Origin of the sequence: Streptomyces sp. NPDC008313 (assembly GCF_042956125.1) — a bacterium.
GTDB lineage: Bacteria > Actinomycetota > Actinomycetes > Streptomycetales > Streptomycetaceae > Streptomyces.
Genome location: NZ_JBIBFR010000019.1, coordinates 65,164 through 78,210 on the forward strand (window position 1 = coordinate 65,164; position 13,047 = coordinate 78,210).

Annotated in this window: 12 protein-coding genes and 1 riboswitch; of the genes, 7 read left to right on the forward strand and 5 right to left on the reverse strand. The window is 71.9% G+C overall.

The annotated features are described in order from the left end of the window. Positions 1 to 67: 67 nt before the first annotated feature. From ACFY93_RS24500 to ACFY93_RS24530, 7 genes are all read left to right on the forward strand, one after another. Positions 68 to 586: an Lrp/AsnC ligand binding domain-containing protein gene (locus ACFY93_RS24500; protein ID WP_391362784.1), complete on the forward strand. Its 519-nt coding sequence runs from the start codon at positions 68 to 70 to the stop codon at positions 584 to 586. Continuing rightward, on the forward strand, positions 571 to 1,953 hold the full coding sequence (locus tag ACFY93_RS24505; protein WP_391362786.1) for an aspartate aminotransferase family protein: 1,383 nt from the start codon (positions 571 to 573) through the stop codon (positions 1,951 to 1,953). Before ACFY93_RS24500 ends, ACFY93_RS24505 begins: the two co-directional genes overlap by 16 nt. A 214-nt stretch (positions 1,954 to 2,167) precedes the next feature. Then, positions 2,168 to 2,905 carry an ATP-binding cassette domain-containing protein gene (locus tag ACFY93_RS24510; RefSeq protein WP_391362788.1) on the forward strand — a complete coding sequence of 246 codons (738 nt, stop codon included), beginning with the start codon at positions 2,168 to 2,170 and terminating at the stop codon, positions 2,903 to 2,905. Beyond that, positions 2,887 to 4,161 (forward strand): hypothetical protein, encoded by a 1,275-nt coding sequence (locus tag ACFY93_RS24515; protein WP_391362790.1) that lies wholly within the window; start codon positions 2,887 to 2,889, stop codon positions 4,159 to 4,161. The genes ACFY93_RS24510 and ACFY93_RS24515 overlap by 19 nt, the downstream gene beginning before the upstream one ends. A gap of 96 nt (positions 4,162 to 4,257) precedes the next feature. Then, the gene (locus ACFY93_RS24520; protein WP_391362792.1) at positions 4,258 to 4,665 is read left to right on the forward strand and encodes a VOC family protein; all 408 of its coding nucleotides are present in this window, start codon (positions 4,258 to 4,260) and stop codon (positions 4,663 to 4,665) included. 115 nt (positions 4,666 to 4,780) lie between these two features. After that, positions 4,781 to 5,902 carry an LOG family protein gene (locus ACFY93_RS24525; protein WP_391362794.1) on the forward strand — a complete coding sequence of 374 codons (1,122 nt, stop codon included), beginning with the start codon at positions 4,781 to 4,783 and terminating at the stop codon, positions 5,900 to 5,902. A gap of 175 nt (positions 5,903 to 6,077) precedes the next feature. Continuing rightward, the gene (locus ACFY93_RS24530) at positions 6,078 to 6,734 is read left to right on the forward strand and encodes an LAETG motif-containing sortase-dependent surface protein (protein ID WP_391362796.1); all 657 of its coding nucleotides are present in this window, start codon (positions 6,078 to 6,080) and stop codon (positions 6,732 to 6,734) included. Between the two features lie 129 nt (positions 6,735 to 6,863). Here ACFY93_RS24530 and ACFY93_RS24535 read toward each other — a convergent pair whose 3' ends face one another. The 5 genes from ACFY93_RS24535 to rlmN all read right to left on the reverse strand — a co-directional run bounded on the left by ACFY93_RS24535 (position 6,864) and on the right by rlmN (position 13,036). Next, on the reverse strand, positions 6,864 to 7,661 hold the full coding sequence (locus tag ACFY93_RS24535; RefSeq protein ID WP_391362798.1) for a maleylpyruvate isomerase N-terminal domain-containing protein: 798 nt from the start codon (positions 7,659 to 7,661) through the stop codon (positions 6,864 to 6,866). Between the two features lie 108 nt (positions 7,662 to 7,769). Beyond that, positions 7,770 to 8,912 carry an ATP-binding cassette domain-containing protein gene (locus tag ACFY93_RS24540; protein WP_391362800.1) on the reverse strand — a complete coding sequence of 381 codons (1,143 nt, stop codon included), beginning with the start codon at positions 8,910 to 8,912 and terminating at the stop codon, positions 7,770 to 7,772. Beyond that, positions 8,912 to 10,600, reverse strand: a complete 1,689-nt coding sequence (locus tag ACFY93_RS24545) for an ABC transporter permease subunit (RefSeq protein WP_391362802.1) — start codon at positions 10,598 to 10,600, stop codon at positions 8,912 to 8,914. Before ACFY93_RS24545 ends, ACFY93_RS24540 begins: the two co-directional genes overlap by 1 nt. Beyond that, the gene (locus tag ACFY93_RS24550; protein ID WP_391362937.1) at positions 10,576 to 11,628 is read right to left on the reverse strand and encodes a thiamine ABC transporter substrate-binding protein; all 1,053 of its coding nucleotides are present in this window, start codon (positions 11,626 to 11,628) and stop codon (positions 10,576 to 10,578) included. The genes ACFY93_RS24545 and ACFY93_RS24550 overlap by 25 nt, the downstream gene beginning before the upstream one ends. A 124-nt stretch (positions 11,629 to 11,752) precedes the next feature. Next, positions 11,753 to 11,858: riboswitch (TPP riboswitch) on the reverse strand. A gap of 71 nt (positions 11,859 to 11,929) precedes the next feature. Beyond that, entirely contained in the window at positions 11,930 to 13,036 is a 1,107-nt protein-coding gene (gene rlmN / locus ACFY93_RS24555) for a 23S rRNA (adenine(2503)-C(2))-methyltransferase RlmN (RefSeq protein WP_391362805.1), read from the reverse strand. Positions 13,037 to 13,047: the final 11 nt, after the last annotated feature.

Consider the following 13,047-nt stretch of genomic DNA (forward strand, 5'->3'; position numbering starts at 1 on the left):
TCCGCAGACTGATGACCCACGCACAACGAATTTCATCGATTCGGCCTTGCGGAACTATCGATACGTCGTGCACAGTGACCTCGTGGCCAGTCGAAGCGCAGACCCCAGGGACTCTCGGGAGTCAAAGAACGGCGGCGGTCCCCAGTTGGACGCCGTCTCCCTCGCCATCATCGAGCAGCTCCAGCAGGACGGACGCCGCCCGTACGCCGCGATCGGCAAGGCCGTCGGCCTGTCCGAGGCGGCCGTGCGCCAGCGCGTCCAGAAGCTGCTCGACCAGGGCGTGATGCAGATCGTCGCCGTCACGGACCCGCTCACCGTGGGTTTCCGCAGGCAGGCGATGGTCGGCATCAACGTCGAGGGCGAGCTGGACCCTGTGGCCGACGCCCTGACCGCCATGTCGGAAGTCGAGTACGTGGTGATGACCGCGGGCTCGTTCGACCTCCTCGTGGAGATCGTCTGCGAGGACGACGACCACCTGCTGGACGTCATCAGCAAACGCATCCGGGCCCTGCCCGGCGTGCGCTCCACCGAGAGCTTCGTCTACCTCAAGCTCAAGAAGCAGACCTACATGTGGGGAACCCGATAGCCGTGAGCACCAAGGACCTCAGCAAGACCGCGTACGACCATCTGTGGATGCACTTCACCCGCATGGCCTCGTACGAGAACGCGCCCGTACCCACCATCGTCCGTGGTGAGGGCACTTACATCTACGACGACCAGGGCAAGCGCTACCTCGACGGTCTCGCGGGCCTGTTCGTGGTCCAGGCGGGCCACGGCCGCGAGGAGCTCGCCCAGGCCGCGCTCAAGCAGGCCAAGGAGCTGGCCTTCTTCCCGATCTGGTCCTACGCCCACCCGAAGGCGGTCGAGCTCGCCGAGCGCCTCGCCCACTACGCGCCGGGCGACCTGAACAAGGTCTTCTTCACCACCGGCGGCGGCGAGGCCGTCGAGACGGCGTGGAAGCTGGCGAAGCAGTACCACAAGCTCACCGGCAACTACACGAAGTACAAGGTCATATCCCGCGCGGTCGCCTACCACGGCACCCCGCAGGGCGCCCTGTCCATCACCGGTCTGCCGGCCCTGAAGGCCCCCTTCGAGCCGCTCGTCCCCGGCGCCCACAAGGTGCCCAACACCAACATCTACCGCGCCCCGATCCACGGCGACGACCCGGAGGCCTTCGGCCGCTGGGCCGCCGACCAGATCGAGCAGGAGATCCTCTTCGAGGGCCCCGAGACCGTCGCCGCCGTCTTCCTGGAGCCGGTGCAGAACGCCGGCGGCTGCTTCCCGCCGCCGCCCGGCTACTTCCAGCGGGTCCGCGAGATCTGCGACCGGCACGGCGTCCTGCTGGTCTCGGACGAGGTCATCTGCGCCTTCGGCCGCCTCGGCACCATGTTCGCGTGCGACAAGTTCGACTACGTGCCGGACATCATCACCTGCGCCAAGGGCATGACCTCGGGCTACTCCCCGATCGGTGCCGCCGTCGTCTCCGACCGGATCGCCGAGCCGTTCTACAAGGGCGACAACACCTTCCTGCACGGCTACACCTTCGGCGGCCACCCGGTCTCCGCGGCCGTGGCGCTGACCAACCTCGACATCTTCGAGCGGGAGAACCTCAACCAGCACGTGCTCGACAACGAGAGCGCGTTCCTGAACACGCTGCAGAAGCTGCACGACCTGCCGCTCGTCGGCGACGTCCGCGGCAACGGCTTCTTCTACGGCATCGAGCTGGTGAAGGACAAGGCCACCAAGGAGACCTTCACGGACGAGGAGTCGGAGCGCGTGCTGTACGGCTTCGTCTCCAAGAAGCTCTTCGAGTACGGCCTGTACTGCCGCGCCGACGACCGCGGTGACCCGGTCATCCAGCTGTCGCCGCCGCTGATCGCCGACCAGGCGACCTTCGACGAGATCGAGGGAATCCTCCGCCAGGTGCTGACGGAGGCCTGGGCGAAGCTCTGACCCCGGCCGCCGGTCCTCCGCCGAGGGCCGCCGGTGTGATCAACCCCGGTCCCCGTGCCGCCCGTTCGAGTGAGAAGGGCGGCACGGGGCCGCGTGCTGTCCGGCGTCCCGCCCCTGACTACCTAGCGTGCCCAGTGACCGATCGGCCCTGCCTTCGTTCCCCCGGAAGGGGGACTTCGCACGGCACATCAGATCTGAACCGAGGTGTACGCCCATGGTGGCCCCGCCGGACAACGACGTGCTCTGGGCACGCGCCCTGCACTTCAAGCACAACGGCTCACCCGCGCTGAACGGTGTCTCGCTCGGCGTCCGCGAGGGCGAGATCCTCGCCGTCAGCGGCCCGCGCGGCAGCGGCAAGACGACCCTCCTGCGCTGTCTGTCCGGGCAGCTCCCCGCCCAGCAGGGAGAGGTCTGGTTCAACAGCGTTCCCATCCACACCATGGGCCGGCACACCCGCGAGCGGCTGCGCCGCGACCGCTTCGGCTGGATCGACCCCGCGCCGGTCCTCGTACCCGAACTGAACGCCTGGGAGAACGCCGCCCTGCCGCTGATGCTGCGCGGCACCGGCCGCAGGGCCGCCAAGACCACCGCCCTGGAGTGGCTGGAGCGCCTCGACATCCGGGGCTGCGCCCGCAAGCGCCCGTACGCGCTGCTGCAGGCCGAGCGCCAGCGGGTGGCCGTGGCCCGGGCCCTGGTCTCCTCCCCCACGGTCCTGTTCGCCGACGAACCGACCGCCCCGCTGCACCGCGCCGACCACGCCCACGTGCTGCGCACCCTCACCACGGCGGCCCGCTCGCACGGCATCACCGTGGTGCTGGCCACGCACGACCCCCAGACCGCGGCCCTCGCCGACCGCACGGTGGCCCTGCTCGACGGGCGCCGCGTCAGCACCGTGCACCTCCCCCCGGCCACCGAGGCGGAAGGCCGGGCCGCGTGCTCGCTCTCCGTCTAGCCCGCGGCGCCCACCCCCTCGTCCAGTTCCGCAGGCTCCTGGTGACCGCCGCCTCGGCGGGCACCGGCTTCCTGCTGCTGTGCACGCTGGGATACGCGATGGCGCACCCCGGGGCACCCGCCGGCTCGGTGCTGCGGCTCACCTGGTGTCTCGCGCCGGCGGCCGCCACCGTCTACTTCGCGGTCGCCGTCGCCCGCACCGACCCGGGGACCCGGCCGCGGCCCGGACTCTCCGCGATCGGACTCGGACCGGCCCGGCTGATGGCGTACTCGGCCGTGACCACCGCGCTCTCCTGCGGACTCGGCTCGCTGCTCGCGCTGCTCCTCTTCCTGCACCTGCGCGGCGACCTGACCGGCATGCCGTTCGACGGAGCCGCCTCCGGACTCCTCGCCGCCGGCCGGCCGCTCCCGCTGCCGGGCATCCTCACCCTGCTGGCACTGGTGCCGCTGGCCGCCTCCCTGGCCAGCGCCGTCGTCCTGCGGCCCCGGCCCGGCAGCGGGCCGTACGGCGGCGGCCGGTCCGGCGAACCCGAGCAGACGGAGGGAACACGGCCCGGCGAGGCCGGTGACGCCCTCGGCGACCAGGGGCACTACCCGTCGCCCGGTCACCCGGACGCGGTGCGGTCCGCGCAGCACCCCGCCCCGCCGCTCCCCACCCCCGGCGGGCTCCCCTGGGGCGTGGCCCTCCTCGCGGCGGGCCTCGCCATCGAGACGTACGGGAGCCGCTCGGGGCCCGCCCCCGGGCTCGCGCTGCCCGGCGGACTCACCGGCGGCCCGGCCGCGGTGCTCGCCGGCTGGCTCCTGACGGCGGTCGGCCTCGCCCTGGCCGGGCCGGGGATCACCCATCTGTGCGGATGGCTGCTGCAGGCCGTCAGGCCCGGCGCGCTGCGGCTGCTCGCCGGGCGCGGTCTCCAGGAGGAGGGGCGGCGCGTGGGACGTCCGCTCGGCGTGATGTGCGCCGTCGCGTCCGGGGCGTACGCGCTGGCGACCCTGTACGCGGGCGTGCGGCCGTCGTTCGGGCCGCTGACCACGCTGGGCGGGGTGCTCGTCGTGGGGTGCGCGGCGGCGACCCTGGCCACCTCCGCGGTCGAGGCCCGGCAGGCGCGCGCCGCCACCACGGCCGCGCTGCTGCGGCTGGGCGCCGCTCCCCGGGCGCTGCGGAGCGCCGCGGCCCTGCGCGTGGGCGCGCTGGCCGCCGTCTTCGGGCCGCTGACATGGGGCGTCGCCGAGCTGGCCGCGATTCCCCTGACCGGCTGAGGCATTCCGCGCAAAAACCCGGCTCCGGGCGATGAGTTCCGCGGACGGCACCGGTCTACCCCCCGAACAGCACGACACCGACGGGAGAGACCTCGCATGTACCAGCAGATGATTTTCGTGAACCTCGCCACGAACGACGTCGACGCGTCCAGGAAGTTCTTCACCGAACTCGGCTACTCGATCAACCCGCAGTTCTCGACGGACGACTGCACCTGCGTCGTGATCAGCGACACGATCATCGCGATGCTGATGAGCAGGCAGCGATACTCCGACTTCACCAAGAAGCCGATCGCCGACTCCACCGCGACCAGTGAGGTACTGCTGTGTCTGAGCGCCGAGAGCCGCGAGAAGGTCGACGAACTGGTCGACCGGGCGATCGCGGCCGGCGGCACGGCCACCGGCGAGCCGCAGGACCACGGCCACATGTACGGCCGCGCCTTCGACGACCTGGACGGCCACACCTGGGAGGTCGCGTGGATGGACCCGGCGGCGATCGAGGGATGAGCGGTTTCCGGACCCGCCCGGCACGGGGCGGGCGGGTCCGGCACCCCTAGGGGGTGTCTGATGAAGGAGCGCGCGACGCCGCGGGCATGTGTCAGACACCCCCTAGCATGGGCGCGTGAAGCCGACACCCGCGCCCGCCGTCTCCCACGACCGTGAGATCGAGTCCCTCGCCGAGTTCGACGCGGTGACCGGGGCACACGGCTCGCTCGCCCACCACCGCGTACAGGCGGTCGATCTGACGGACCGTACGAAGGTGCTGCTGTCCGTGGACACCACGGGCGCCGTCTTCCTCGGCTGCCCGATGGACCCGGAGGCGGCGGCGACGGTGCGGGCCTCGGGCGCGCTGGTCTTCCCGCCCGTCCCCGGGCTCCCCTTCGACCCGTACCGGGGGACGCTCTACTCCCCCGGCGAACTCTTCGCATCGCTCGACGCCGGTTACGAGGCGACTCCCGACGCGCGCGCGTACGCCTGGTTCCAGCGGACCAGGGCCGACGGGGACGTCTTCGCGTCGATGCTGCGGGCGGTCCACGACGACTCGGTCTCGGACGCCCTCGACGAACTCCTCGTCGGCGCACGGGTGGTGGGCGTCATGGGCGGCCACGCGATGGCGCGCGGCACGCGGGAGTACGAGGGCGCCGCCCTGCTGGGCCGCGAGCTCGCGCGTGCCGGGTTCACGGCCGCCACCGGCGGCGGTCCGGGCGCGATGGAGGCCGCCAACCTCGGCGCGTACGCGGCCCCGCACGACGACGGCATGCTCGCCGAGGCCCTGCCGATACTGGGCGGGGCGCCCTCGTTCAGGCCCTCGGTCACCGCGTGGGCGTCGGCCGCCTTCGCGATACGTGAACGCTGGCCCTCCGGTGGCTCCTCGGTCGGCATCCCGACCTGGTTCTACGGCCACGAGCCGCCCAACGCGTTCGCCACGCACATAGCCAAGTACTTCGCCAACGCCACCCGGGAGGACGGCCTGCTGGCCCGCTGCAACGCGGGGGTCGTCTTCCTGCCCGGCGCGGCCGGCACCGTACAGGAGATCTTCGACAACGCGACGCCGAACTACTACGAGTCGCGTGGCGAACCCACCCCGATGGTCCTGGTGGACCGGGCGCACTGGACCGAGACCCTGCCGGCCTGGCCGCTGCTGCGGTCGCTGGCCCGGGAGCGCTCGATGGAGTCCCGGATCGCCCTGGTGGACCGCGTCGAGGACGCCCCGGCGGCGCTCAAACACCTCGGCGGGCAATAACGGCGCAAAGCCAACGGGTGTGACACGCCTACGCATTGACAGCCCTTACCCCGCGCTTATAAACCTGTGAGACTCCTGGGGGAGCTGTTGTCCACGACAACTCCCTCATCACCCCCCGCAGTTGCGCATTCTGTGAAGGGCAATCGTGTCCATATCTTCCCGTACCGCACGTTCCGTGCGAATCCTCGGAGTCGCATCCGCCACCGCCGCCCTGGCCATCGGCCTCGCCGGCAACGCGGCGGCCTGCAACATCCGTGACTTCACCGCCAAGGCCGTCTGCGACGACAACGGCAAGGGCGTCATCACCGTCACTGACATCGATGCCTCGGGCGTCGAGGCGACCGTCTCGGTCTACCTGGAGTCGAACGGCTCCGACGCGAAGCTCGTCGGTGAGAAGCAGGTCAAGGGCACCCGTGAGGGTGCCACGGTCTCCTTCTCCGAGGACTGGACGCCCAACGCCCAGTACCGCGTCCACGTCAAGGCCGGAAAGATCGTCGACGAGGACATCGAGGGCGGCCTGACCGCCCCGTCCGAGGCGTGCAAGTCCACCGAGACGCCCAAGCCGTCGGAGACCCCGAAGCCGTCCGAGACCCCGAAGCCGTCGGACAAGCCGACCGAGAAGCCCTCGGCGACCCCGTCGGAGTCGGACACCACCACCGCTCCGGCCGGGGACAACGCCCCGTCCCCCGCGGCCGGTGACTCCAACCTCGCCGAGACCGGTGCGAACAGCAACACCGGGATGATCGCCGGTGTCGCCGGTGCCCTCGTCGTGGCCGGTGGCGGAGCCGTGTTCTTCGGCATGCGCCGCCGCGGCGCGTCGAAGGCGAGCTGACCCGCAGTACGCATGACCGTGCGGCCCGTCCCTCCGGGGGCGGGCCGCACGCCGTCAAAGCGGCCCCGCGGGCCTCCCGGCGGCCACCCAGCCGCCCCCGTCACCGTCCCGGCGCCCTCCACGGGCGGCCTATCCGAAGGTGGCGCGATCCAGCCAGAAGTCCAGCAGCTCCCGGTCCCCCAGCACGTCCAGCCGGCCGTCGTCCAGCGGCAGCCGGCGGTAGAAGCCGAGCAGTACGTCGGTGAGCGTGCCCCGCAGCGCGACGGTGGCCTTCTCGTGGCCCCGGCGCCAGACGACACCCTCCTCGGTGAGCTCGACGACCCACTCCGCGTTCAGCTCCGCGGGGGCGTCGGTCGCGTGGAGATGGATGCTGCGGCCGGGGCCGCGCAACTCGTTCGCCGCGTCGTCCGGCTGGGTCCGCTGTACGAACGTGACGATCTCCAGCCACTCGTCGACGGCGTCCGCCGCCACGTCGGCGTCGACCTCGTACGGCACGCCCGCGGCCAGCGCGGCGTCGGCCCGGTGGATCGCCAGCTCATGGGTCATCCGGCGGGCCCAGAAGCCGGAGCTGGGGACACCGGCCCAGGACCACACCACCGCGTCCGGGCCCGCCTCGCGGAGCGCCCCGACGAGCAACTCCCCGGTCTCCGCGAGCCAGGCGTCCAGTGCGGCGGGATCTCCCTCGGCCTCGGGGCCCCCGGCGAACGGCACCTTCTCCTCGGGTACGTCCTCCTCGGCCCTCGTCCGGACGAGGAGTTCCACCCAGCGCAGCGCCCCGCCCGTGTGCCGGACGAGCTCTTCCAGCGTCCAGTCCGGGCAGGTCGGCACCACCGCCGACAGATCCGCCCCGGAGACCACCACGTCCCGCAGCAGGCGCACCTGCGCCTCGATGGCGTCGCAGTACCGTTCGTGCCCGAGAAGCGTCATGATCGTCACCCTAGGGGTCCGTGCACGCACCCGGCGCGCCATTTTCGGGCGGCACCCGGCCGCCGGCAGCGCGGCTCGCGGCCGGACGGCACCGGCCGGGGCGGGTGCTCAGCCGAGGACGACGACCTCGGCCGCGTCGAACTCCACGCCGACCACGTCACCGGGCTCGGGCGCCCGCCGCAGCGCGCACGCCGCCTCCAGGCGCGGGGCGTCCCCGGGCTGCAGGCCGACGGCCACATGGGTGCCGCGGAAGGTGCGGGCCACCACCGTGCAGCGCAGTCCGTCCGCCGCCTCCACGAGCCGTACACCGGCCGGCCGCACCAGCAGCGTGCGCGGGCCCTGCGGGGCGCCCTCCGCCACCGGGACCTTGCCCCAGGGGGTGTCGGCGGCCCGGCCGGTCACCGTGGCCCCGACCACGTTGTCGAAGCCGAGGAACCGGGCCACGAACTCGTCCGCCGGGTGCTGCCACACCTCCAGCGGCGTCCCGGACTGGGCGATCCGCCCGTCCCGCATCACCACGACACGGTCGGCGAGCGCGAACGCCTCGCCCTGGTCGTGCGTGACCGCGAGCACGGTGGTGCCCAACGCCCCGAACAGCTCCCGCAGTTCCACGACCAGCCGTTCCCGCAGGGAGCGGTCGAGCTGGCCCAGCGGCTCGTCGAGCATCAGCAGGCGGGGCCGTGGCGCCAGGGCGCGTGCCAGCGCGACCCGCTGCTGCTCGCCGCCGGAGAGCGAGGCGACGCCCCTGCGCCCGGCTCCGGGCAGCCCCACGAGCGCCAGCAACTCCCTTACGCGTACGTCCTGTTCGGCGCGCGGGACACCGTGCATCCGCAGCCCGAAGGCGACGTTGCCGCCCACGTCGCGCTGCGGGAAGAGCTGGTGGTCCTGGAACATCAGTCCGACGCCCCGCTTGTGCGCGGGCACCGCCGACTGGTCGCGGCCGTCGAGCAGCACCCGGCCCGCGTCCAGCGTCTGGAGCCCCGCCACCGCGCGCAGCAGCGTCGACTTGCCGCTGCCGCTCGGCCCGAGCACGCACACGGTCTCGTGCTCGGCCACGGCGAGGCCCACGGCGTCGAGCACGGCCCGCCCGCCGAAGCGCACGGTGGCCGCGTCGAGGCGCAGCAGCGGGCCGGCTCCCGGCCGGCCGGGGGCCGTCCGCGGCTCCGCGGGGGTCGCGGCCGCAACGGGGGCCGCGGGGGCCACGTCCTTGTCGGTCCCACCGGCCGTGCCCGGCTTGCCGAGCCTCGTCATCAGAACTCCCCCGTCCGGTCCGTCCGTACGTGCTCCAGGACGAGCAGCGCCACCGCGCACACCACCATCAAGATCGTCGAGAGGGCCATCGCCTGACCGTAGTTGAGGTCGCCCGGCCGGCCCAGCAGTCGCGCCACGGCGACCGGCAGCGTCGGGTTGTCGGGCCGCGCGATGAACACGGTCGCCCCGAACTCGCCCAGCGACACCGCGAACGCGAACCCGGCGGCGACCAGCAGCGCCCGCCGCACCAGCGGCAGGTCGACCTCGCGCCACACCTGCCACGGCGACGCACCGAGCACGGCCGCCGCCTCCCGCAGCCGGCCGTCCACCGCCCGCAGCACCGGCAGCATCGTGCGGACGACGAACGGGACACCGACGAGCGCCTGCGCCAGCGGCACCAGCATCCAGGAGCTTCTGAGGTTCAGCGGCGGCTCGTCGAGTGCGATCAGGAACCCGAAGCCGACCGTCACCGCGGAGACACCGAGCGGCAGCATCAGCAGGGCGTCGAAGCCCCGGACGAGACGGCCCGCCCGCCGGGTCAGCGCGGCCGCGGCGAGACCGCCGATCAGCACGGCGACGCCGGTGGCGGCGAGCGCGTACCGCAGCGAGTTGACGATCGCCTCCACCGGCGGCACGAGGAACGTGCCGTCGTCCTCGGTCAGCGTCCTGTAGTACGCGAACCCGTAGCCGCCGGGGGCGTCGAGGGACCGCTGGACCAGCACTCCGAGGGGCAGCACGAGCAGGACGGCGATCGTGGCCAGGACCCCGGCGAGCAGTGCCCACTGCCCGGCGCCCCGGGGGCGGCGCGCGGTCGTCGCGGCGTCGACGAGCCGCAGGGCGCTCTCCCGGCGGCGTACGGTCCCGGCGTGCACGGCGAGGACCGCGCCGACCGCCGCGAACTGGACGAGGGTGAGCACGGCCGCCGTGGACAGGTCGAAGATCTCCGAGGTCTGGCGGTAGATCTCCACCTCCAGGGTCGAGAACCCGGGGCCGCCGAGGATCTGCACCACGCCGAAGGAGGTGAAGGTGAACAGGAAGACCATGAGCGCGGCCGCCGCGACGGCGGGCGTGAGCGCCGGGAGCGTCACCGTGCGCCACGCCGCGAGGCGGGAGGCGCCGAGCATCCGGGCGGCCTCCTCCTGCCGCGGGTCGAGCTGCGCCCAGAGCCCGCCGACGGTACGGACGACGACCGCGTAGTTGAAGAACACGTGCGCGAGGAGGATCGCCCAGACCGTGGTGTCCAGGCGCACCCCCCACAGGCCGTCGAGGAGCCCTCCCCGGCCGACCAGGGCCAGGAACGCGGTGCCGACGACGACGGTGGGCAGCACGAAGGGCACCGTGACGACCGCGCGCAGCACCTGCTTGCCCCGGAAGTCGAAGCGCGCGAACACATACGCGCCGGGGAGTGCGATCAGCAGCGTGAGGGCCGTCGAGGCGAGCGCCTGCCAGGTGGTGAACCACAGGACGTGCCGGATGCCGGGATCGGCGAGCACCTCACCGATCCGCCCGAACTGCCAGACGCCGTTTATCCTGAGTCCCCGGGCGACGATCGCCGCGACGGGGTAGGCGAAGAACACCGCGAAGAACGCGACGGGCAGGGCCATCAGGCCCAGCCGCGCCGCGCCCGAGCGAGGACGGGAGTCCGCCGCGCGGTGCCCGCTCGCTACTTCAGTACGAGTGAGGTCCACGACTTGACCCACTGGTCACGGTGGTCGGCGATGTCGGCCGGGTCCATGGTCTCGGGGTTCTCGGCCTGCGGGCCGAACTTCGTGAACTCCGGGGGAACCTGGGCGGCTTCCCGGACCGGGTACACGAACATGTTGAGCGGCATGTCGTCCTGGAACTCCTTGCTGAGCAGGAAGTCGAGGAGCGCCTTGCCTCCCTTGGTGTTCCCGGCGTTGCTCAGCAGGCCCGCGTACTCGACCTGCCGGAAGCAGGTGCCGGTCGCCACGCCGGTGGGCGCGGTCTTCGGCTTCGGGTCGGCGTAGATGATCTCGGCGGGCGGGGAGGAGGCGTAGGAGACGACGAGCGGGCGGTCGGCCTTGGCCTTCCTGCCGCCGGCGGACCCGGAGAACTCCTCGTTGTAGGCCTGCTCCCAGCCGTCGACCACCTTGACGCCGTTGGCCTTGAGCTTCTTCCAGTAGTCCTGCCAGCCCTTGTCCCCGTACTTCGCCGCGCTGCCGAGCAGGAAGCCGAGGCCCGGCGAGGAGGTGGACGCGTTCTCGGTGACGAGCAGGTTCTTGTACGCGGGCTTCGCCAGGTCGTCGAAGGTGGACGGCGGGTCCAGCTTGTGATCGGCGAAGTACTTCTTGTCGTAGTTGACGCAGATGTCGCCGGAGTCGATGGGCGTCACCCGGTGCTTGGCCCGGTCGACGCGGTACTCGGGGAGGACGAGGTCCGAGCCCTTGGGCTCGTACGGCTGGAACAGCCCGTTGTCGAGGGCGCGGGAGAGCAGGGTGTTGTCGACGCCGAAGAAGACGTCGCCCTGCGGGTTGTCCTTGGTCAGGATCGCCTTGTTGACGGCCTGGCCGGCGTCGCCGTCCTTGAGGACCCTGACCTTGTAGCCGGACTCCTTCTCGAACGCCTTGAGCACGCTCTTGGAGTAGGCGAAGGAGTCGTGGCTGACGAGCGTCACGGTCTTCGAGCCGGCGGCCTTGTCGCCGGAGTCGGACGTACCGCACGCGGAGAGCGTGACGAGTCCCAGACCGACGGCCATCGCCGTGATCGCTCTGCCGGTACGTGCGGTGCTGGTGGTGCTCACTGGATTCCTCCTGGGGTGACCAGGAAGAGACGCGGCCCTGCCCGGGGACCTCTGAAAGTCCCCGGGCAGGGCGCAACAGCTCGAGTAACGACCGAACTTCCTACCCAGAATGACCTGGGCAAGGTTCAGAGGGTCTGCGGCCTGTGCCGCACTCTCAGCGCTGTGGCGCTCCCCTGTCGGAATATGAAGATGTACCTACGGATGACGCTGTACGCACCGTACGCTCCGTACGCATCCGGTGCTTACCCGGGCCACACTACCGCTCGGTCGCCGCGAGCTGACCGCACGCCCCGTCGATCTCCTGGCCACGGGTGTCCCGGACCGTGACGGGTACACCATGGGCGGCGATTGCCTCGACGAACGCCTTCTCGTCCTCGGGCCGCGAGGCGGTCCACTTGGAGCCGGGCGTCGGGTTCAGCGGGATCAGGTTGACGTGGACCGGCTTGCCCTTGAGGAGGCGGCCGAGCCGGTCACCGCGCCACGCCTGGTCGTTGATGTCCCGGATCAGCGCGTACTCGATGGACAGGCGCCGCCCGGACCTCGCCGCGTACTCCCAGCCGGCGTCGAGGACCTCACGGACCTTCCACCGGGTGTTGACGGGGACGAGGGTGTCGCGCAGGTCGTCGTCCGGGGCGTGCAGCGAGATCGCCAGCCGGCACTTGAAGCCCTCGTCGGCGAACCGGTGGATGGCGGGGACGAGGCCGACCGTGGAGACGGTGATCCCGCGCTGCGACAGCCCGAGACCGTCCGGCTCGGGGTCGGTCAGCGCGCGGATCGCGCCGACGACCCGCTTGTAGTTGGCCAGCGGCTCGCCCATGCCCATGAACACGATGTTGCTCAGCCGCGCCGGGCCGCCGGGGATCTCGCCGTCCCGCAGGGCGCGCATCCCGTCGACGATCTGGTGCACGATCTCGCCGGTGGACAGGTTCCGGTCGAGCCCGGCCTGGCCGGTGGCGCAGAACGGGCAGTTCATCCCGCAGCCGGCCTGTGAGCTGATGCACATGGTGACCCGGTCCGGGTAGCGCATCAGGACCGACTCGACGAGCGTGCCGTCGAAGAGCCGCCACAGCGTCTTGCGCGTGGTCTCCTGGTCGGTGGAGAGATGCCGCACGACCGTCATCAGCTCGGGAAGCAGCGCTTCCTGGAGCTTGGCTCGCGAACCGGCCGGGATGTCGGTCCACTGCTCCGGGTCGTGCGCGTACCGCGCGAAGTAGTGCTGCGACAGCTGCTTGGCGCGGAACGGCTTCTCGCCGACGGCGGCGACAGCCTCCTTGCGCTCGGCGGGCGTGAGATCGGCAAGGTGCCGCGGCGGCTTCTTGGCTCCGCGCGGCGCGACGAATGTGAGTTCTCCAGGGGCAGGCATAACCCTTCCAG